This is a genomic window from Pseudonocardia thermophila, assembly GCF_900142365.1.
In the GTDB taxonomy this organism is placed as follows: domain Bacteria; phylum Actinomycetota; class Actinomycetes; order Mycobacteriales; family Pseudonocardiaceae; genus Pseudonocardia; species Pseudonocardia thermophila.
In genome coordinates, this window is sequence record NZ_FRAP01000001.1 from 47,572 (window position 1) to 67,808 (window position 20,237).

Here is a 20,237-nt window from a genome sequence, read left to right on the forward strand (position 1 = left end):
ATTCGAGCCGATTCCCGAGCGTGTCCGGCGGCGGGGTCGACACTACCCGTCACCGCGTGATGACGGCCGGTCGTCGGTGGGCCGCCGGGAAGATCGACACGCTCGGTATCGGTCCGATCGCGCGACGAACGGGCGAGCGGTCAGGCCCGGCCCGCGCGCACGCCGCTGAGGTCCACCCGGAACTGCATCGCGCGGTACGGCCAGTTGGTCGCCGTGTTCCACTGGCTCACCACGAGGTGCAGATCGGCCAGCGTGGAGCCGGGCAGCGGGTAGCCGCCGTACAGCTGCGCGACCCGGCCGGCCGCGTGGTCCTCCTCGCCCCAGTCGCAGCCCTCCAGCACCGTCACGCACGGCGCGGTGTGCAGGTCGGCGACGGGCCCGTCGAGCAGCCGCACGTCGATGCGGTAGTTGGCCTCGTCGAAGGCGGTGAGCACCCAGGCGCCGTCGGCGAGCCTGCGCAGCCCCAGCTCGCCGAACCTGCCGGGCAGCGCCTCGGTCGGCGGCCGGTCCCAGCCCCACGTGCTCCCGTCGAAGCCCCAGGTCTGCCAGGCGTCCCGGTCGAGGAGGCGATCCTGCGGCACCCGGGACAGCACGAGCCCGTGGGCCCGCTGGAACCCGGTCGTGTACGCGTAGACGTAGCCGTCGCCGCCGCGTTCCCAGGTGAGCATCTGGAAGAGCCCGCCGAGGTGGTCGGCGGGCCAGCGCACGCCGGTCGGCCGCCAGGTGCGTCCGTCGTCGGCGGAGCGGTGGATCTCCGTCCAGTGCACGTTGCCCAGCTGCCGGCACACCATGACGTGCAGGAACATCTCGTCGCCGAGGGTGATCACGTCCGTCGGCAGCACGGTCGTGACCCGCCGCCAGCGCATCCCGCGGTGCCGCCGGACGCCGTGGTGGAGGTACCGCACGATCTGGCGGGCGTACTCGCCGCGGCCGGCCGAGCCGGTCCAGCGCAGCCCGGTCGGCACGCTGTCCGGGTCGCCGAAGAGCACCACCGGGGCCCGCCAGCCGCGACCGCCGACCCCGGCGCGGCGGAACGTGTCGCCGAAGACCGCGACCAGCCGCCCGTCCGGGGCCGCGACCGAGACGCCGAGATCGGTGCCGCCGATGCCGAACCGGTCCGTGACGCCCGGCCCGGTGAGGTCGCGCACCTTCGAGGCGAGCACCCGGACCGCACCCGTCACGCGGGCCCCCGCTCGATCGGGCAGCTCATGCACCGCGGCCCGCCGCGGCCCCGGCCCAGCTCGCTGCCGGGGATCGCGAGGACCTCGATGCCGTGGCGGCGCAGGTGGGTGTTCGTGGTGACGTTGCGCTCGTAGGCGACCACGACGCCGGGCTCGACGGCGAGCGTGTTGCAGCCGTCGTCCCACTGCTCCCGCTCGGCGGAGTGGACGTCCTGCTCGGCGGTGAGCACCCGGATCTCCCGCAGGCCCAGCGCGGCCGCGATCGCCGCGTGCATCTGCTCCGGTGGGTGGTCGGTGACGTGCAGCTCCTTCTCGTTGTCGCCCGGCCGCACCGTGTACGCGGGCAGCATGCCCAGGCCCGCGTACGTCGTGAACGTCTCGGGATCGATCATCGTGAGCACGGTGTCGAGGTGCATGAACGCGCGGGTCTGCGGCATCCGCAGCGCGACGATCCGGTCGACCTCGCCACCGGCGAACAGCCGCCGCGCGAGCCGCTCCACGCCCTGCGGCTGGGTGCGCTCGCTCATCCCGACCAGCACCGCGCCGTTCCCGAGGACCAGGATGTCGCCGCCCTCGGTGGTGGCCGGGCCGTTCACCGAACCCTCCGACCACACCTCGAACCCGGCGCCGGCGAAGAGCGGGTGCCACCGGTAGACGGCCTCGTAGTGCACGGTCTCGCGCATCCGCGCCATCTTGCGCATGCTGTTGATCGACACCCCGTTGTGGATCCACGACGACGTGTCGCGCGGGTAGAGGTGGTTCGGCAGCGGTTCGAGCACGAAGTCGTCCGGATCGAGCACGTGGAAGGCGATCGAGCGCGGCTCGGGGATGTGGTCGAGCACCTCGCGCTTGGTGATCCCGCCGATGAGGTGGGTGGTCAGCGCGTCGGTGTCCATCGCGTCGAAGCAGTTGCGCAGCGCGTCGATCGCCAGCGGGCCGTACACGCGCTCGTCGAAGATCCGGTCGAGCACGTACGTCTTGGCCTCGGGGATCCCCAGGGTCGTGCGCAGCAGGTCGGCGAACAGGTGCACGGTCACGCCGCGCTCGCGCAGCAGCGCCGCGAAGCCGTCGTGCTCCTCCTGGGCTCGCTGCACCCACAGCACGTCGTCGAACAGCAAGCGGTCCTTGTTGCCCGGCGTGAGCCGCTTCAGCTCCAGGCCCGGCCGGTGCAGGATCACCTGCCGCAGCGGCCCGACCTCGGAGTCGACGCGGAAGCTGCCGACGCGGACGCCGTCGACGCGGCTGTGGCCACGGAGCATGGCGTCATCCTGTCGCATCCGGTCGGGCAGGATGCGGTCGTGGACCTCGACGGCCTCGACGAGAGGATCATCGGCCTGCTCGTCGCCGACGCCCGCCGCAGCTACGCCGACATCGGCGCCGAGGTGGGGCTCTCGGCCTCCGCGGTGAAGCGGCGGGTCGACCGGCTGCGGGCCGGGGGCGCGATCACCGGGTTCACGGTGCGGCTCGATCCGGCCGCACTCGGCTGGACCGTGGAGGCCTACGTGGAGCTGTACTGCCGCATGAGCACCGCGCCCGCCACCATCCGCGACGCCGTGCACCGGTTCCCCGAGGTGGTGGAGGCGAGCACGGTCTCCGGGGAGGCCGACGCGGTGCTGCGGATCGTCGCGGCGGACATGCGGCACTTCGAGCAGGTGCTGGAGCAGATCGGCGCGTTCCCGTTCGTGGCGCGGACGAAGTCGGTGCTCGTCCTGTCGCCGCTGATCCGCAGGCCGGTGGTGCCCGCGCACCAGTAGCCGGCCGGGGGCGGCGTGCGGGACGACGGCGCTGTGCTCTGGAAACGTTTCGAACGGCAGCAGCGGCGTTCTCGACGCGCACCCCTCGCCGACACCCGACCGCGCAACGTTCATGCGTCGATCCGCTCGATCTCGCAACGGTGTTGCGCAGATGAGCAAAGCTTCGCCGGTTCGGTGCGCCGCCGGTCTGCCTACCGTGGAAGCACCGTCGCACGAACCGTGTGGAGGAGACCGTGACCAGCGTTCTTCCCCGCTCCGTGCGCGCGGCCACCGAGCGCCGCGCGACCCCGCGCCACTACGTGATGTGCCCGCCCACCTACTTCGACGTCACGTACACGATCAATCCCTGGATGGATCCGACCGTGCCCGTCGACAAGGAGCGGGCGATGGCCCAGTGGTCGGCGCTGCGCGACACGTACCTGCAGCTCGGGCACCGCGTCGACCTGCTGGAGCCGCTGCCCGGTCTGCCCGACATGGTGTTCGCGGCGAACGGTGCCACCGTCGTCGGCGGCCGGGTGCTCGGCGCCCGCTTCCGTCACCCGCAGCGCGCCGCCGAGGCCGAGGCGCACCTGGCGTGGTTCCGCGCGGCCGGGTTCACGGTCGTGGAGGCCGAGTACGTCAACGAGGGGGAGGGCGATCTCCTCGTCGTCGGCGACGTCGTGCTGGCCGGCAGCGGCTTCCGCACCGACCCGGCCGCGCACCGCGAAGCGTCGATCGTGCTCGGCCGCCCGGTGATCAGCCTCGAGCTGGTCGATCCGCGCTTCTACCACCTCGACACCGCGATCGCCGTCCTCGACGACACGACGATCGCGTGGCTGCCGGCCGCGTTCTCCCCCGCCTCCCAGGAGATCGTCCGCCGCAGCTACCCGGACGCGATCGAGGCGAGCCCGGCCGACGCGGAGGTACTCGGTCTCAACGCGGTGTCCGACGGCCGGCACGTCGTGCTCCCGGCCGCCGCCACCGGGCTCGCCGAGCAGATCGCCGAGCGCGGCTTCGTCCCCGTCCCCGTGGACCTGTCCGAGCTGCTCAAGGCCGGTGGCGGGGCCAAGTGCTGCACGCTGGAGGTGCGCGCATGACGATCACGGACCTGGACCGGACGGTCACTGGCCGGCACGAGGCGCTGGTGCAGGAGCACTCGGCGCACAACTACCACCCGCTGCCGGTCGTGATCGCCGCGGCGGAGGGCGTCTGGGTCACCGATGTGGAGGGCCGCAGGTACCTGGACTGCCTGGCCGGCTACTCGGCGCTCAACTTCGGCCACCGCCACCCGGTGCTGGTCGCGGCGGCGAAGGAGCAGCTCGACCGGGTCACCCTCACCAGCCGCGCCTTCGGCAACGATCAGCTCGGGCCGTTCTGCGCCGAACTGTCCGCACTCATCGGCAAGCAGATGGTGCTGCCGATGAACAGCGGTGCCGAAGCCGTCGAGTCCGGCATCAAGGTGGCCCGCAAGTGGGGTTACGAGGTCAAGGGCGTGGCCCCCGACCGGGCCCGCATCGTCGTCATGGCCGGCGGGTTCCACGGCCGCACCACGACCATCGTCGGCTTCTCCACCGACCCGGAGGCACGGTCCGGGTTCGGCCCGTTCACCCCCGGTTTCGACGTCGTCCCGTACGGCGATGCGGACGCGCTGGCCGCGGCGATCACCCCCGACACCGTGGCGGTGCTGCTGGAGCCGGTGCAGGGCGAGGCAGGTGTGATCGTGCCGCCCGCGGGCTACCTCGCCGACGTCCGGCGGATCTGCGACGCGCGGGGCGTGCTGATGGTCGCCGACGAGATCCAGTCCGGGCTCGGCCGGACCGGTCACCTGCTCGCCACCCGCGGTGCCGGGGTGGAGGCCGACGTCTACCTGCTCGGCAAGGCGCTCGGCGGCGGGATCGTGCCGCTGTCGGCCGTCGTCGCCGACGCGGAGGTCCTCGGCGTGCTGCGGCCCGGGCAGCACGGCAGCACGTTCGGCGGGAACCCGCTCGCGTGCGCGGTCGGCCGGGCGGTCATCGCGCTGCTTCGCGACGGCGCGCTGTTCGACCAGGCCCGCGATCTCGGCAGGCACCTGCGCACCCGCCTGGACGAGCTGGTGGGTGCGGGCGTCGTCGCAGTGCGTACAGCTGGGCTGTGGGCCGGCGTCGACGTCGATCCGCGCCTGGGCACCGGCCGCGCGGTGAGCGAGGCGATGGCGCGGCGGGGCGTGCTCGTCAAGGACACCCACGGCTCCACGGTGCGGCTCTCGCCTCCGCTCGTGGTCGGGCGGGAAGAGCTCGACCAGGCCGTCACGGCACTGCGCGGGGCGCTCGCGGAGCTCGCCGGCTGAACGCACCCAGTGGTGGGCGATTGGTACGAACGGAGGACGAGTGTACCCCTACCGGAGGTCGCGAAAGGGACGATCTGCTAACGATTCGGAAAGCAGCAGTTCCGGTTTCAGTGCTCCGAACATCACGGTGAGTAATAGCTCGGCGAGGTCCTCCGGGCGTTCTTCGGGTCGGTTCACCGCTCGCGTGAGCAGGATGTTGACCACCATCGCGGCGATCTCCCGCGCCGGCGGGTACCCGCGGAACTCGCCGCGCTGCTGGCCGTACTCGACGACCATCTCCAGCGGCGCGGGCACCGGGGCGATCAGCCGCGGATCCGCGTCGGCGTCGGGCGTTGCGGGATCCGGGACCCGGCCCACCCGCAGCGTGTAGTCCTCGACCGCCGCCCAGAACGCGCTCATCAGCAGCCGATACCGGCTGCTCAGCCGGGCCAGGCCGACGACCTGGTCCTTCAGCGCCTCGGTCGCCGAGCGGCCGGCGGCCACGTCGTACTCGGCCTCCGTCCGCAGTGGATGGATCACCGGGTTGAACACGTGCGCGACGAGCGCGTGCTTGGTGGGGAAGTGGTTGTACGCGGTCGCGGCGCTCACCCCGGCCGCCGCGGCGACGTCCTCCATGCGCGTGCGCTGCCAGCCCCGAGAGCCGAAGATGGCCTCGGCGGCGTCCAGCAGGGCCCGGCGGGTGCGGTCGCGCTTCGTGCGCGCCGCCCGGGCCCGCGGATCGTCTGCTCGCGGGTCCTCGGGCGTCGACATGAACACAGCGTAATCGATGTGAGACCCAAGCTTCGCTTGACTCCAGTTTGGGTGTCACCCAAGATGACGACAGTGCCGATGCGAGTCGGCACACCGGCCACAGGCAGGGCACGCCCGCGACCGGACAGTACGGGGACGGAACGGCGTCCGCGCCGTCGTCTGGGGGACTTCGGCACTGTGGTCCACGGACGCCCGCTTCATCCCTGGGCACGTTCAGAGCGCTCGCACGCTTCCAGGGAGGGGAACGTTCGTGGAGCCTGGAATTCAATGCAGGTTGAGAACAAAGTGTGTGCAGAACAGCGTTGAGTCATGATCGCAGCGGCCTGGGGGACGGGGCCGACACCGGAACCTGACCCGGATCACGCCGGCACAGGATCGACCGGCGCAGCGCTGGCCGGCACAGCGCTCGACGCGATCACCGAACCTGATCCGGCCGAGGCTCCACCGCAGTTCGACGACCTCGTCCGCGACACCATCAACGGTGTCCCCGGAGCCCGCGACCGGCTCCTGGGGCTGCTGCAGCCGCTCGTGCTGCGCTACTGCCGCGCCCGCATCGGCAACCGCGAGTCCGTCATGGGCTCGGCCGACGACGTGGCCCAGGAGGTCTGCCTGGCGGTCGTCACCGCTCTGCCGGGCTACCAGCTGAAGGGGCTGTCGTTCCGCGCCTTCGTGTACGGCATCGCCGCGCACAAGGTCGCCGACACCTTCCGCGCGATGGGTCGCAACCGCTGCGATCCCGTCGCCGAGGTCCCCGACGCGCCGGTCGTGCACGGAGGGCCGGAGGCGCAGGTGCTGGCCAGGGAACGCCTCGACCGGCTGTCCCGGCTGCTCGACCGGCTCACCCCGCGCCAGCGCGAGGTGCTGGTCCTGCGGATCGCCGTGGGGCTGTCGGCCGAGGAGACGGCGGCGGCGGTCGGCTCCACCCCCGGCGCGGTGCGGGTCACCCAGCACCGCGCGCTCAACCGGCTGCGCGCTGAGATCGGGGTCGATGGGGACGTGCTCGGGCTGCCCGCCGCGAAGGACCTGTTCCCCGGGGTAGGCGCCGAGGAGGGGGCCGAGGGCTGAACGCGGCCCCGAATCCGCGTCACACAACCCGCCGTGACCGATCCGTGACCGCGTGGCCAGGGCTAAGTCCGGCCACGCGGTCACCTCGGAGTAGCCTGGGCGCGATCAAAATCCGGTTCTCGAACGCCCGGGAGGGCTCGTGTCGGCTGGCCAGATCGCCGCACTGATCGCGGCGGGGGCGTTCGTCGTCCTCGTCCTGCTGCTGGCCGTTCCGCTGCTCAAGCTGGGGCGCACGCTCGACGAGGCGACCATCGCCATCCGCAAGGCGCACGAGGGCAGCGCACCGCTGCTCGACAACGCGCAGACCACGCTCAACGTGGTCAACGCACAGCTCGAGCGCGTCGACGGCATCACCACCAACGCGCAGACGGTGGCGAGCAACGTCTCGGTGCTCACCTCCCTGTTCACCGCCACACTGGGCGGCCCGCTGGTGCGCGCGGCCGCCTTCTCCTACGGGCTGTCCAAGGCCGTCAAGGCCCGCCGGGCGGGCAAGGACGCCGGGGCGCACGCGGCGCGCAAGCGCCGCGGCCGCAAGCGACTGGCGAGGGCTGCGCGATGAAACGACTGTTCTGGCTCGGCCTCGGCATCGCCATCGGGGTCTACGCACAGCGGCGCGCCAGCGAGGCGGCGCGTAACCTGACACCTGCCGGCATCGGCGCCAACCTCGCCGACGGGCTGCGCGAGCTCGGCGCCGGGCTGGGCGCCTTCGGCGCGGAGGTGCGCGCCGGGATGGCCGCCCGGGAGCGGGAGCTCGCCGAGCTCGTCGAGCGGCGCACCGGGACCGCGCTCCCGACCTACGCGAACGCGCTCGCGGAGGAGCCGGCCCACCGACCCGGCCGGCGAGCGCGCGGGGCAGGGGCGTAAGCACCAGCGCTCCTGCCGTCACCGGGCCGACCCACCCCCATACCGCAACCGAGGCAGCTTTCCGTGCAGACCCACGAGATCGTCCGTCGCTTCACCGACTACTTCGTCAAGAACGGGCACACGCCGGTGCCCAGTGCGTCGCTCATCCTCGACGACCCCACCCTGCTGTTCGTCAACGCCGGCATGGTGCAGTTCAAGCCGTACTTCCTGGGTGACGCGCCCGCGCCCTACCCGCGCGCCACGTCGATCCAGAAGTGCGTGCGCACGGGCGACATCGACGAGGTCGGCAAGACCACCCGGCACAACACGTTCTTCCAGATGGCCGGGAACTTCTCCTTCGGCGACTACTTCAAGGAAGGCGCCATCCAGCACGCCTGGACCCTGGTGACGACCAGCCAGGACGCCGGGGGCTACGGGTTCGATCCCGACCGCATCTGGGTCACCGTCTACGAGGACGACGACGAGGCGATCGCGCTCTGGAAGAAGATCGCCGGCCTCCCCGACGAGCGGATCCAGCGCCGCGGGGGGCAGGACAACTACTGGGACATGGGGGTGCCCGGCCCCGGCGGCCCGTGCTCGGAGATCTACTTCGACCGCGGCCCGGAGTTCGGCGAGGAGGGCGGCCCGGTCGCCGACGAGGACCGCTACCTGGAGATCTGGAACCTCGTCTTCATGCAGGACGTGCGCGGCGAGCAGTCGCCCAAGTACGGGCACCCGCCGATCGGCACCCTGCCGAAGAAGAACATCGACACCGGGATGGGCGTTGAGCGTGTCGCCTACCTGCTGCAGGGCGTCGAGAACGTCTACGAGACCGACCTCGTCCGCCCGGTCATCACCCGCGCCGAGGAGTTCTCCGGCCGTCGCTACGGCGCCTCGCCCCAGGACGACGTGCGCTTCCGCGTGATCGCCGACCACGCCCGGTCCGGTGTCATGATCATCAACGACGGAGTCACGCCCTCCAACGAGGGCCGCGGCTACGTGCTGCGCCGCCTGCTGCGCCGGATCGTGCGCTCCGCCCGGCTGCTCGGCGTGCGGGAGCCGGTGCTGCGCTCGTTCGCCGAGGTCGTCCGCGACGAGATGGCGCCGACCTACCCCGAGCTGAAGACCAACTTCGAGCGCATCGCCGCCGTGGTCTCCGCTGAGGAGGAGGCGTTCCTGCAGACGCTGACCACCGGCTCGCGCATCTTCGACACCGCCGTCGCCGCCGCGAAGCAGCGCGGGGCGAAGGTGCTGCCCGGTGAGGACGCCTTCCAGCTGCACGACACCTACGGCTTCCCGATCGACCTCACACTGGAGATGGCGGCCGAGGCCGGGCTGGACGTCGACCAGGAGCGGTTCCGCGCGCTCATGCAGGAGCAGCGCGAGCGGGCCAAGGCCGATGCCAAGGCGCGCAAGGTCGGCCACGGCGACGGCTCGGTCTACCGCGCGGTGCTCGACCGGCACGGCTCCACGGAGTTCCTCGGCTACACGATGCTGGAGGCCGAGGCCCGCATCACCGGGCTGATCGTGGAGGGCGTCGCGCAGCCCGCCGCCACCACCGGCCAGCACGTCGAGGTCGTGCTCGACCGCACCCCCTTCTACGCCGAGTCCGGTGGCCAGCAGGCGGACAAGGGCTTCCTGCGCGGCGCGTCGTTCACCGTCCGGGTCGACGACGTGCAGTCTCCGGTGCCTGGGCTGCGGGTGCACCGGGGTGTCGTCACCGAGGGCGAGGTGTCGCTGGACGCGTCCGTGATCGCAGAGGTCGACCACGCCCGCCGCGCCGCGATCGCCCGCGCCCACACCGCCACGCACCTCGTGCACGCCGGGGTCCGCAACGCGCTCGGCACGTCCGCCGCGCAGGCCGGTTCGCTCAACGCGCCCGGCCGGCTGCGGTTCGACTTCACCTCGCCGTCGGGCGCGGTCTCGCCCACGGCGCTCGCCGAGATCGAGGACGAGATCAACACCGTCCTGCAGCAGAACCGCGAGGTGGAGGCCTACGAGACCACGATGGACGAGGCCCGCCGGATCGGCGCGATCGCGCTGTTCGGCGAGAAGTACGGCGACCGCGTGCGCGTGGTCGACATGGGGGAGTACTCCCGCGAGCTCTGCGGTGGCACGCACGTCGGCCGCACCGGTGAGATCGGCCTGATCAAGGTCCTGTCCGAGGGCTCGGTCGGGTCCGGCGTGCGCCGGGTCGAGGCGCTGGTCGGGCTGGACGCGTTCCGGCACGTCTCGACCGAGCACCTGCTCGTCACCTCGCTGGCCGACCAGCTCAAGGCCAAGCCGGAGGAGCTGCCCGACCGGATCGCGGCGCTGACCGAGCGGCTGCGCCAGGCCGAGCGCGACCTGGAGAAGGTGCGCATCGACGCCGCGCTGGCCTCCGCCGGCACACTCGCGGCCGGCGCCGAGGACGTCGACGGGGTCGCGCTCGTCGCCGCCGAGGCCCCGAGCGGGGTCACCGGCAACGACCTGCGCGTGCTCGCTTCCGACGTGCGGTCCCGGCTGGGCAACCGCCCGGGCGTCGTGGCGCTGTTCGCGCCCACCGACGGCAAGGTGGCGTTCGTGGTCGCCACGACTCCGCAGGCGCGCGACCGCGGCCTCGCCGCGGGCCAGCTCGTGCGCACGTTCGCCGAGCCCATCGGCGGCCGCGGCGGCGGCAAGCCCGACCTGGCGCAGGGGGGCGGCAGCAAGCCGGACGGCATCCCCGCGGCCATCGGCGCGCTGCGGGCCGCGCTGCGCGGGTGAGCGGGGAGCGCATCGGGCGGCGCATCGGCATCGACGTCGGCGCCGTCCGGGTCGGTGTCGCGATCTGCGATCCCGAGGGCTTGCTCGCCACCCCGCTGCAGACGGTGCCGCGCGACCGCGAGGGCGGCTCCGACGTGCGCACCGTGGCCGCGCTCGTCGCCGAGCACGAGGCGGCCGGCGTCGTGGTGGGGCTGCCGCGCACCATGCGCGGCGAGGAGGGCCCCGCCGCGGCCGCCGCGCGCGAGTTCGGCACCGCGCTGGAGGCCGTGCTGGACGTCCCCGTCGAGTACGTGGACGAACGACTGACCACCGTGGTCGCGACGCGGCAGCTGCGCGCCGCGGGCCGTTCGGCCAAGCGTCAGCGGGCCGTCGTCGACCAGGTCGCGGCCGTGGGGATCCTCCAGAGTTGGCTCGACCGGCGCCGATCGGCGCAGGGAGAGCCCCGGTGACCCGCCCGGCACCGGGACGCCGTTACAGTGCGCCGTTGTGAGCCCTGACGGATCCCCCCGCAGGCCGTACGGCAGCGGAGCCGGCACGGACCCGACGCGGGCGGACGGTCCGACCGAGCGGCTCGCGACCGTGCCGCGCCGCCACGACCGGCTGGCCGCCCGGCGGGCCCGCGAGCAGCGCATCCGCCGCAGGCGGCGGGTGCTGGCGGTCGTGGTGACCGTGTTGCTGGCCGCCCTCGCAGGCGGCGGATACCTGCTGTACCAGTCGTTCTTCGGGGTGCCCGACTTCGACGGGGAGGGCACCGGCAGCGTCGTCGTGCAGGTCGCCGACGGCGACACGACCTCGGCGATCGCCGCCGAGCTCGCCGGGCGCGGGGTCGTGGCCGATCCGCGGGCGTTCCTGCGGGCCGCCGCCGACGACGACCGCGTCCGCGCCATCCAGCCCGGCTACTACCAGCTGCGCGCCCGGATGTCCGGGGAGGCGGCCGTCGAGCTGATGCTGAACCCGGACTCCCGCGTCGGCCAGCTGGAGATCCGCGGCGGCACCCAGCTCGACGACACGCGCTCACCCGACGGGGCGGTCACCCCGGGCGTGCTGTCGCTCATCTCCGAGGCCACCTGCTTGACCGTCGACGGCCAGCGCCGCTGCGTCTCCGCCGATGAGCTGCGCACCGCGATGTCCACCACCGACCCAGCCGAGCTCGGCGTGCCCGAGTGGGCGCTGGAGGACGTCGCCAAGGCCGATCCGAACCGGCGGCTGGAGGGGCTGCTCGTCCCCGGTCGCTACAACGTCGCACCGGAGAAGCCCGCAGCGGACGTACTGCGGGAGCTGCTCGCCGTCTCCGCGTCGAAGCTGCAGGCCAGCGGGCTGGTGTCGGGCGCGCGCGAGATCGGGTCCTCGCCCTACCAGGTCCTGATCATCTCCTCCCTCGTCGAGAAGGAGGCGATCACGAAGGACATGCCCAAGGTGGCGCGGGTGATCTACAACCGGCTGGGCGTCGGGCAGCGGCTCGAGCTGGACTCGATGGTCAACTATCCGCTCGATGTGCAGTCCCTGCGCACCACGGCGGCCGACCGCGCCCGGCCCGGGCCGTACAACAGCTACCAGGTGGTCGGACTGCCCCCGACCCCGATCGCGGCACCGGGCGCCGATGCCATCGCCGCGGCGCTGGACCCGGAGCCGGGGGACTGGTTCTTCTTCGTCCGCTGCGAGACCGACGGCACGTCCTGCTTCGCCCGCACGCTGGACGAGCACCAGGAGAACGTGAACAAGGCGCTGCGCAACGGCGCCTTCTAGCGGCCGAACACCCCGAGGGGAGGCACGGGCGACGGCCGCGCCTCCCGGTCGTGCGGCGGTTTCGCGCGCCGGGTGAACCGGGCCGTCTCCGCATCGTCGAGCACGGTGGCGCGGAACGGGTCGGCCGCGGCCCGGCGGGCCAGCTCGGCCTCCGGCAGCGGGTCCTGCGACGCGACGAGCACGAGGTTGCCGAACCGGCGCCCGTGCAGCACGTCGGCCGCGACGACGACCGCGACGTGCGCGAACACCGCCCGCGCCGCCGCGACCTGCCCCCGGGCGAACTCGAGCGCCCCGCCGTCGGCGACGTTCGCGGCGTACACGCCGCCGGCGGCCAGCGCCGCGTCGGCCAGCTCCAGGAATTCCACGCTCGTCACGTGCGCGGGCGTGCGGGCCCCGGCGAACACGTCCAGCACGACAAGATCCGCCGCCGCGGGCCGGGCGGTGGCCAGCACCGCGCGCGCGTCCCCGACGACGACCTCCAGACCGGGATCGTCGGCCGGCAGCCGGGACCGCACCAGGTCCACCAGCTCCCCGTCGAGCTCCACCACCTGCTGGGCCGAGCCGGGGCGGGTCGCGGCCACGTACCGGGGGAGTGTCCACGCCCCGCCCCCGAGGTGCATCGCCCGCAGCGGCCGCAGCGGCGGCGCCATCAGGTCCACGACGTGGGCGAGCCGCCGCACGTACTCGAACTCCAGGTGCTCCGGGTCGTCGAGGTCGACGTGGCTCTGGGCGGTCCCGTCCACCAGCAGGGTCCAGCCGCGCGGCCGGTCCGGATCACCGACGAGCTCGGCGAACCCGTGCCCGACCTGGGCGCGGATCACCCCGCGCGCGAACCCCGTCACACCTCCCATCCTGCCCGCTCAGAAGGCGGCTGTGTTACGTCGCTGTCACGAGACGCGGCTACTGTCGCGATCATCCGTTCCCCGAGGAGGACCCGAGTTGCTGTTGTCGCCCCATGAGCAGGAGCGGCTGATGCTGCACGTCGCCGCGGACGTGGCACGGGCACGTCGGGCCCGTGGCCTGCGGCTCAACTACCCCGAAGCGGTCGCGATCATCTCCGACTACGTGTTGGAGGGCGCGCGCGACGGCCGCACCGTCGCGGAGCTGATGACCGGCGGGCAGCAGGTGCTCACCCGCGACGACGTGATGGAGGGTGTGCCGGAGATGTTGACCTCCGTCGCGGTCGAGGCGACGTTCCCCGACGGCACGAAGCTCGTCACCGTCCACCGGCCGATCGCGTGATGGTCCCGGGGGAGTACCTGCTCGCCGACGAGCCCGTCGGGATCGAGCGCGAGCGGATCGAGATCGTCGTCGTCAACACCGGGGACCGGCCCGTCCAGGTCGGCTCGCACTACCACTTCGCCGCCGCCAACCCGGCCCTGCGGTTCGACCGCGCCGCGGCCCAGGGTCGCCGGCTCGCGGTGCCCGCCGGCACCGCAGTGCGGTTCGAGCCGGGCGTGGAGAAGACCGTCGCGCTGGTGGAGCTGGGCGGCGCCAAGGTCGTCCCGGGATTGAGGCTGCCATGACCGCACCGAGGTGGGAGATCGACCGGGCCCGCTACGCCGAGCTGTACGGGCCGACCACCGGCGACCGGATCCGGCTGGCCGACACCGACCTGGTCATCGAGATCACCGAGGACCGCTGCCGCGGGCCCCAGGGCGGTGACGAGGTGGTCTTCGGCGGCGGCAAGGTGATCCGCGAGTCGATGGGCCAGTCGCGCGCCACCCGCGCCGAGGGTGCCCCGGACCTGGTCATCACCGGCGTCGTCGTGCTCGACCACTGGGGCGTGATCAAGGCCGACGTCGGCGTCCGCGACGGCCGGATCGTCGCTCTCGGCAAGGCCGGCAACCCCGACGTGATGGACGGGGTGCATCCCGACCTGGTGATCGGCCCCTCCACGGAGATCATCGCGGGCAACGGCTTGATCATGACCGCGGGCGTCGTCGACTGCCACGTGCACCTCATCTCGCCCACGCAGATCCCCGAGGCGCTCGCCGCGGGCGTCACCACCTGGATCGGCGGCGGCACCGGGCCCGCGGAGGGCACCAAGGCCACCACCGTCACGCCGGGCGCCTGGTACGTCGCGCGGATGCTGGAGTCACTCGACGAGTACCCGATCAACATCGCGCTGCTCGGCAAGGGCAACACGGTGGGCGAAGCGGCGCTGCGCGAGCAGGTCGAGGCCGGCGTCGCCGGGTTCAAGCTGCACGAGGACTGGGGCTCCACCCCGGCGGCGATCGACGCCTGCCTGCGGATCGCCGACGAGGCCGGCGTGCAGGTGGCGATCCACACCGACACGCTGAACGAGGCCGGCTACGTCGCGGACACCCTCGCCGCGATCAACGGGCGCAGCATCCACGCGTACCACACCGAGGGCGCGGGCGGCGGGCACGCGCCGGACATCATCACGGTCGCCGGCGAGCCGAACATCCTGCCGTCCTCGACGAACCCGACGCGGCCGCACACCGTCAACACCGTCGACGAGCACCTCGACATGCTGATGGTCTGCCACCACCTCAAGCCGTCGGTGCCCGAGGACCTGGCGTTCGCCGAGAGCCGCATCCGCCCGTCGACGATCGCCGCCGAGGACCTGCTGCACGACATCGGCGCCATCTCGATGATCGGCTCCGACTCCCAGGCCATGGGCCGCGTCGGCGAGGTCGCGCTGCGCACGTGGCAGACCGCGCACGTCGGGAAGCGGCGGTGGGGCGCGCTGCCCGGCGACGGCCCCGCCGACAACCACCGCGCCCAGCGCTACGTCGCCAAGTACACGATCTGCCCGGCGATCGCGCACGGCCTCGACGGCGAGATCGGCTCGATCGAGGTCGGCAAGCTCGCCGATCTCGTCCTGTACCAGCCGGCGTTCTTCGGGATCCGGCCCGCGCTCGTCATCAAGGGCGGGGTGATCTCCTACGCGGCGATGGGCGACGCGAACGCGTCCATCCCGACCCCGCAGCCGGTGCTGCCCCGGCCGATGTTCGGCGCGTCCCCGGTCACGGCGGCGGCCACGTCGGTGCACTTCGTGGCGCCCGCAGCGATCGAGAACGGGCTGGCCTCCCGGCTGGCGGTGCGGCGGCGACTGGTGCCGGTGCGCGACACCCGCTCGCTCACGAAGTCGGACATGCCCCGCAACGACGCGCTGCCGCGGATCGAAGTGGAGCCCGACACGTTCACGGTCCGGGTCGACGGCGAGGTGGTGGAGGCGGCACCGGCCGCCGAGCTGCCGATGGCCCAGCGGTACTTCCTGTTCTGATGCCCGACCCGGCCACTCCGACACGCCGCAGGCGTAACGAACGGATCACCCGCCGCGAACGAGCAGACGCACAGCGTCACGCTCGGCCGGATCGGTTCGGCCTGCCCAGAAGGATCCGTGATGATCGTCCAGCACTACGGCAACGACGTCCCGACCGGCCCGCTCCCGGTGATCACGGCGGAGAAGGTGCCGGCCGAGGTCCCCGATCCGCGGGTGGTCTCGGACGGCCCGCCGACGGGCCCGTCGGCGGCCGTGGCCCCGGCAGCGTCCGATGCGGCGCCGGTCTCCGCTGCGCTCGCCGAGCCCGAGCGGAACCGGCTGCCGGCCGCGCTGATCGCGCTGATCGCCGTGCTGGTCGTCCTGGGGATCGTCGCGGCGGCCGTGCTGCCGGGCCTGCTCCTGTAGGCCCGCGGGCAGGGCGGGAGCCGGGGCGGTGAACCCCGAGCTCCTGGTGCTGGCCGACGCCCGGCTCCCGTCCGGGGGACACGGCCACTCCGGCGGTGTCGAGGCGCTAGCGACGCGCGGCCTGCTGCGCGCCTCGGCCGATCTCGCGCTGTTCCTGCACGGGCGGCTGCGCACCGGCGGGGAGACGATCGCCGCCGCCGCGGCAGCCGCCTGCCTGCTCGCGGGCACCGGCGCGCCCGAGTGGGCGCCGTGGGACGCCGCGGTCGACGCCCGCACCCCGTCGGCAGCGCTGCGGACCGCCTCCCGCGGGCAGGGGGCCGCGCTACTGCGGACCGTGGCCCGGGCCTGGCCGGGACCCGCGATCACCGCCCTGCACGCACTGGTGCGGCCGCACCATCCGATCGTGCTCGGCGCCGCCGCGGCCGGGGCGTCCGCGACCGCGGAGGACGCCGCCGCACTCGCGCTGCACCACCTCACCGGTGGGGCGGCCACGGCCGCGGTGCGGCTGCTCGGGCTCGATCCGCTCGCCGTCGCCGCCGTCACGGCCGAGCTGGCCCGGGCCGCACGCCCGATCGCCGCATCGGCCGCCGCGGCCGCCCGCACGGCCGTCGCCGCGGGCGATCCCGCCCTCCTGCCCGCAGGCGGGAGCCCGCTGCACGACGTCCTCGCTCAACTCCAGGAATCTGCCGAGGTGACCCTCTTTGCATCGTGACCACGCCCTGACCGTCCACGACCACGCCCCGCTGGCCGCCGGGCCGGCCGGTCCGCTGCGGATCGGCATCGGCGGACCGGTGGGCGGCGGCAAGACCGCACTGGTCGCCGCCCTGTGCCGAGCCCTCGGCGACCGGTTCTCGATCGTGGTCGTGACCAACGACATCTACACGACCGAGGACGCCGACTTCCTGCGCCGCAACGGCGTCCTGCCGGACGAGCGCATCGCCGCGGTGCGCACCGGCTGCTGCCCGCACACCGCCATCCGCGACGACATCACCGCCAACCTCGACGCCGTCGAGGAGCTGGTGGCCCGGCACGATCCCGACCTGGTGCTGGTGGAGAGCGGCGGCGACAACCTCACCGCCACCTTCAGCTACGGGCTCGTGCACGCGCAGATCTTCGTGCTCGACGTCGCGGGCGGCGACAAGGTGCCGCGCAAGGGCGGCCCCGGCGTCACCCTGTCCGACCTGCTCGTCGTCAACAAGATCGACCTCGCGCCGTTGGTGGGGGCCGACCTGGAGGTGATGCGGCGCGACGCCGACGCCGTCCGGGAGGGCCGCCCCACGGTCTTCCTGTCGCTGCGGGAGCAGCCCGACGCAGGGCCGGTCGCCCAGTGGGTGGCCACCCAGGTCGCCGCGCGGCGGGGCTGAGCCCGGTATGCGCTACGGCGTCAGCGCAGCCGCGTCGGTGCAGGTGCTGCCCGGGGAGCGGCAGCGGATCCGGTGGAGCCAGGCGTGGCCGATCCTGCTGCGCCCCACCGGGGACGACCGCGTGCACCTCGTCCAGGGTGCGGGCGGGCCGCTCGGCGGCGACGAGCTGTCGCTGACCCTCGACGTGGGTGCCGGGGCGCGGCTGGATCTGCGCAGCGCGGCCGCCACGGTGGTGCAGCCGGGCGCGGACGGCGGCTGCGCCCGCTGGAGCGTGACCGCCGCGGTCGCGGGGTGCCTGCACTGGGCGCCCGAGCCGTCGATCGTCACCGACGGGGCCGAGCTGGACTCCCGGCTGCGGATCGACGTGGCCCGCGGAGGTTCCGCGGTCGTCGTGGAGACGGCGGTGCTGGGCCGGCACGGGCAGCGCGGCGGGCGCTACCGGGGCGAGCTCGTCGCGACGTGGGCGGGCAGGCCGCTGCTCACGCACGTCACGCAGCTCGACGGGGCCGATCCGGTGCTGAGCGGGCCAGGCGGGTCGGCGGGGGCCCGCGCGGTCGGGTCCGTGCTGGTCGTGGGCCGCGCCGGCGGTTCCGGCGCGGGGGAGCTGCCCGGAGTGCGGTGGGCGTGGTCGCCGCTGGCCGGGCCCGGCGCGGTCCTGCTGGCCGTCGGGGATCCGGGGGCGGTGTCGGCGGTGCTGCACGAGCAGCTGGTGGGACTGACGAACGCCGCCGTGCCCGCCGCGACGCGGTAGGGGCGGGATCTCTACCACACGACCGCGACGGTTCGAGGCTCGCCGGTCCGGGTTGTCCCCAGCGGCCCGCGTCCATCCACAGATCCGCCGTCGGGCTCGCCGCGGACGGACACGGCCTCGACGATCGACGGCGTGGAACAACTCAGCGCGCTCCTCACCCGTCCGCCGCTGGTCGCCGCGGTCCTCACGCCCGGTGCCGCCGGGGTGCTCGCCGGCGCGGCCGCGCGGCTGCTGCTGGCGCGGTTGCGCCGCGGTGCGCGGGTGCGCGCGCCGGTGTGCGAGCTCGCCGTCGCGGTCGGCTGGGCCGCGTGCGGTGCGGGATGGGCGCTCGGGCTCGTACCGCCGCCGTGGGTGGCGGTGCTGGTCGGGCTCTGGTGGCTGGTCGTGGCCGCCTCGGTCACCGATCTCGTCCACCGGCGGCTGCCGGACGCGCTCGTCCTGCCGGCGTTCCCGGCGGCGCTGCTGCTGGTGGCGCCGCTCGGGGGAGAAGCGGTGCTCCGCGCGGCCACCGGGGCGCTGCTCACCGTTGCGGCGCACGCGCCGTGGCACCTGCTGGCCCCGCGGGCGCTCGGGGCGGGCGACGTGAAGCTGGCGGCACCGCTCGGCGCGGTGCTCGCCGCGGCCGCCTGGCCGGCCCCGCTGCTCGCGGCCGGGCTGGCCGCCGTGTTCACCGGAGGAGCGGCGGCGACCGTGGTCGTGGCGGCCCGGTTGCGGCGCCGGCCGCGGCCGGCGGCGATCGCGCACGGGCCGTCGATGCTCGCCGCCACCGTCGTCACGCTGGCGACGGTGTTCGCCGCCGGCGCGCCGCCGTGAGCCGAGCGCCGCCGACCGGGCTGGACACCGGGCCCGGCGACCGGCGGTGCTGGTGCGACAATCGGTCCGTGCTGCGCTGGATCACCGCCGGGGAGTCCCACGGTCCTGCGCTGGTCGCCGTGCTGGAGGGCATGGTCGCCGGCGTCGAGATCACCACCAAGGAGATGGCCGCGGAGCTCGCCCGCCGGCGGCTCGGTTACGGCCGCGGGGCCCGGATGAAGTTCGAGGCCGACGAGCTGGAGGTCATCGGCGGGATCCGGCACGGGGTCACCCAGGGCGGCCCGGTCGCGGTGCGCATCGGCAACACCGAGTGGCCCAAGTGGGAGACGGTCATGGCGGCCGACCCGGTGGATCCGGAGCTGATCGCCAACCGGGCCCGCAACGCACCGCTGACGCGGCCGCGGCCCGGCCACGCCGATCTCGCCGGGATGACCAAGTACGGCTTCGACGACGCCCGGCCGGTCCTGGAGCGCGCCAGCGCCCGCGAGACCGCCGCTCGGGTCGTGCTCGGCACCGTCGCCAAGGCGTACCTGGCGCAGGCGCTCGGCGTCAGCATCGTCTCGCACGTGGTGTCGCTCGGCTCGGTGGACGCCCCCGACGGGCCGCTGCCCGGCCCCGGCGACCTGGAGCGGATCGACGCCAGCCCGGTGCGCGCCTTCAGCGAGGAGGCCACGGCCGCGATGGTGGCCGAGGTCGACGCCGCCCACCGCGACGGCGACACCCTCGGCGGGGTGGTCGAGGTGATCGCCTACGGCTGCCCGGTCGGGCTCGGCTCGTACGTGCAGGCTGACCGCCGGCTCGACGCCCGCCTCGCGGGTGCGCTGATGAGCATCCAGGCGATGAAGGGCGTGGAGATCGGCGACGGCTTCCGCACCGCGCACCGCCGCGGCAGCGCGGCGCACGACGAGATGGTGCCCGGTGACCCGGTGCGGCGGCTGTCCAACCGCGCAGGAGGCATCGAGGGCGGCATGACCAACGGCGAGCCCGTGCGGGTGCGGGTGGCGATGAAGCCGATCTCGACCGTGCCGAAGGCGCTGCGCACCGTCGACATCGCCAGCGGCGAGGTTGCGCCGGCCATCCACCAGCGCTCCGACGTCTGCGCGGTGCCGGCAGCGGGTGTGGTGGCCGAGGCGATGGTGGCGCTGGTGCTGGCCGACGCCGCGTCGGAGAAGTTCGGCGGCGACTCGCTCGCCGAGGTCCGGCGCAACGTCCAGTCGTACCTGGAGGCCACCAAGGCGAGGTTCCCGCTCAACCCCTGAGCA

The 20,237-nt window shown here is 73.7% G+C and carries 21 protein-coding genes and 1 pseudogene; 18 read left to right on the top strand and 4 right to left on the bottom strand.

Annotated elements, in window-relative coordinates; genetic code table 11:
- Positions 1-140 precede the first annotated feature (140 nt).
- A complete protein-coding gene (locus BUE41_RS00245; RefSeq protein WP_084754101.1) occupies positions 141-1,181 on the bottom strand; it encodes a DUF4185 domain-containing protein in 1,041 nt (346 codons plus the stop codon).
- On the bottom strand, positions 1,178-2,440 hold the full coding sequence (locus tag BUE41_RS00250) for an arginine deiminase (protein WP_073454774.1): 1,263 nt from the start codon (positions 2,438-2,440) through the stop codon (positions 1,178-1,180). The genes BUE41_RS00245 and BUE41_RS00250 overlap by 4 nt, the downstream gene beginning before the upstream one ends.
- A 39-nt stretch (positions 2,441-2,479) precedes the next feature.
- Between BUE41_RS00250 and BUE41_RS00255 the strand changes: the two genes are divergently transcribed.
- From BUE41_RS00255 to rocD, 3 genes are all read left to right on the top strand, one after another.
- Positions 2,480-2,935, top strand: coding sequence for an Lrp/AsnC family transcriptional regulator (locus BUE41_RS00255; protein WP_073455104.1), 456 nt, complete (start codon positions 2,480-2,482; stop codon positions 2,933-2,935).
- A gap of 302 nt (positions 2,936-3,237) precedes the next feature.
- On the top strand, positions 3,238-4,011 hold the full coding sequence (gene ddaH, locus BUE41_RS00260; RefSeq protein WP_084754213.1) for a dimethylargininase: 774 nt from the start codon (positions 3,238-3,240) through the stop codon (positions 4,009-4,011).
- The gene (gene rocD / locus BUE41_RS00265) at positions 4,008-5,240 is read left to right on the top strand and encodes an ornithine--oxo-acid transaminase (protein WP_073454776.1); all 1,233 of its coding nucleotides are present in this window, start codon (positions 4,008-4,010) and stop codon (positions 5,238-5,240) included. The genes ddaH and rocD overlap by 4 nt, the downstream gene beginning before the upstream one ends.
- 48 nt (positions 5,241-5,288) lie before the next feature.
- Here the strand turns inward: rocD and BUE41_RS31035 are convergent, their stop codons facing one another.
- Positions 5,289-5,990 (bottom strand): TetR/AcrR family transcriptional regulator, encoded by a 702-nt coding sequence (locus tag BUE41_RS31035; protein WP_084754215.1) that lies wholly within the window; start codon positions 5,988-5,990, stop codon positions 5,289-5,291.
- A 414-nt stretch (positions 5,991-6,404) separates the two neighbouring features.
- Between BUE41_RS31035 and shbA the strand changes: the two are divergent.
- The 6 genes and pseudogenes from shbA to mltG all read left to right on the top strand — a co-directional run.
- A pseudogene (gene shbA / locus BUE41_RS00275) lies at positions 6,405-6,980 on the top strand (RNA polymerase sigma factor ShbA); the annotation flags it as partial.
- Between the two features lie 214 nt (positions 6,981-7,194).
- A complete protein-coding gene (locus BUE41_RS00280; protein ID WP_073454779.1) occupies positions 7,195-7,614 on the top strand; it encodes a DUF948 domain-containing protein in 420 nt (139 codons plus the stop codon).
- Positions 7,611-7,919: a hypothetical protein gene (locus tag BUE41_RS00285; protein ID WP_073454780.1), complete on the top strand. Its 309-nt coding sequence runs from the start codon at positions 7,611-7,613 to the stop codon at positions 7,917-7,919. Before BUE41_RS00280 ends, BUE41_RS00285 begins: the two co-directional genes overlap by 4 nt.
- Positions 7,920-7,982: 63 nt before the next feature.
- On the top strand, positions 7,983-10,643 hold the full coding sequence (gene alaS, locus BUE41_RS00290; RefSeq protein WP_073454781.1) for an alanine--tRNA ligase: 2,661 nt from the start codon (positions 7,983-7,985) through the stop codon (positions 10,641-10,643).
- Complete coding sequence (gene ruvX / locus BUE41_RS00295) at positions 10,640-11,092, top strand: Holliday junction resolvase RuvX (RefSeq protein WP_073454782.1); 453 nt, start codon at positions 10,640-10,642, stop codon at positions 11,090-11,092. The genes alaS and ruvX overlap by 4 nt, the downstream gene beginning before the upstream one ends.
- A 37-nt stretch (positions 11,093-11,129) precedes the next feature.
- Positions 11,130-12,389, top strand: coding sequence for an endolytic transglycosylase MltG (gene mltG / locus BUE41_RS00300; protein ID WP_200803701.1), 1,260 nt, complete (start codon positions 11,130-11,132; stop codon positions 12,387-12,389).
- Here mltG and BUE41_RS00305 read toward each other — a convergent pair.
- Positions 12,386-13,240, bottom strand: a complete 855-nt coding sequence (locus BUE41_RS00305; protein WP_073454783.1) for a spermidine synthase — start codon at positions 13,238-13,240, stop codon at positions 12,386-12,388. The two genes, mltG and BUE41_RS00305, sit on opposite strands and share 4 nt — an antisense overlap.
- An 88-nt stretch (positions 13,241-13,328) precedes the next feature.
- Here BUE41_RS00305 and BUE41_RS00310 point away from each other — a divergent pair, with 88 nt between their 5' ends.
- The 9 genes from BUE41_RS00310 (at position 13,329) to aroC (ending at position 20,234) form a co-directional block, all read left to right on the top strand.
- A complete protein-coding gene (locus BUE41_RS00310; protein WP_073454784.1) occupies positions 13,329-13,631 on the top strand; it encodes an urease subunit gamma in 303 nt (100 codons plus the stop codon).
- Positions 13,631-13,915, top strand: a complete 285-nt coding sequence (locus tag BUE41_RS00315; protein WP_073454785.1) for an urease subunit beta — start codon at positions 13,631-13,633, stop codon at positions 13,913-13,915. Before BUE41_RS00310 ends, BUE41_RS00315 begins: the two co-directional genes overlap by 1 nt.
- Complete coding sequence (locus tag BUE41_RS00320) at positions 13,912-15,642, top strand: urease subunit alpha (protein WP_073454786.1); 1,731 nt, start codon at positions 13,912-13,914, stop codon at positions 15,640-15,642. Before BUE41_RS00315 ends, BUE41_RS00320 begins: the two co-directional genes overlap by 4 nt.
- 120 nt (positions 15,643-15,762) lie before the next feature.
- Positions 15,763-16,047 carry a hypothetical protein gene (locus tag BUE41_RS00325; protein ID WP_073454787.1) on the top strand — a complete coding sequence of 95 codons (285 nt, stop codon included), beginning with the start codon at positions 15,763-15,765 and terminating at the stop codon, positions 16,045-16,047.
- Between the two features lie 28 nt (positions 16,048-16,075).
- A complete protein-coding gene (locus BUE41_RS00330) occupies positions 16,076-16,759 on the top strand; it encodes an urease accessory UreF family protein (protein ID WP_073454788.1) in 684 nt (227 codons plus the stop codon).
- Positions 16,749-17,411, top strand: coding sequence for an urease accessory protein UreG (gene ureG / locus BUE41_RS00335; RefSeq protein ID WP_084754103.1), 663 nt, complete (start codon positions 16,749-16,751; stop codon positions 17,409-17,411). The genes BUE41_RS00330 and ureG overlap by 11 nt, the downstream gene beginning before the upstream one ends.
- Positions 17,412-17,418: 7 nt before the next feature.
- On the top strand, positions 17,419-18,162 hold the full coding sequence (locus BUE41_RS00340) for an urease accessory protein UreD (RefSeq protein WP_073454789.1): 744 nt from the start codon (positions 17,419-17,421) through the stop codon (positions 18,160-18,162).
- A gap of 132 nt (positions 18,163-18,294) precedes the next feature.
- On the top strand, positions 18,295-18,975 hold the full coding sequence (locus BUE41_RS00345) for a prepilin peptidase (protein WP_159444832.1): 681 nt from the start codon (positions 18,295-18,297) through the stop codon (positions 18,973-18,975).
- Positions 18,976-19,043: 68 nt separating this feature from the next.
- Entirely contained in the window at positions 19,044-20,234 is a 1,191-nt protein-coding gene (aroC, locus tag BUE41_RS00350; protein ID WP_073455108.1) for a chorismate synthase, read from the top strand.
- Positions 20,235-20,237 lie beyond the last annotated feature (3 nt).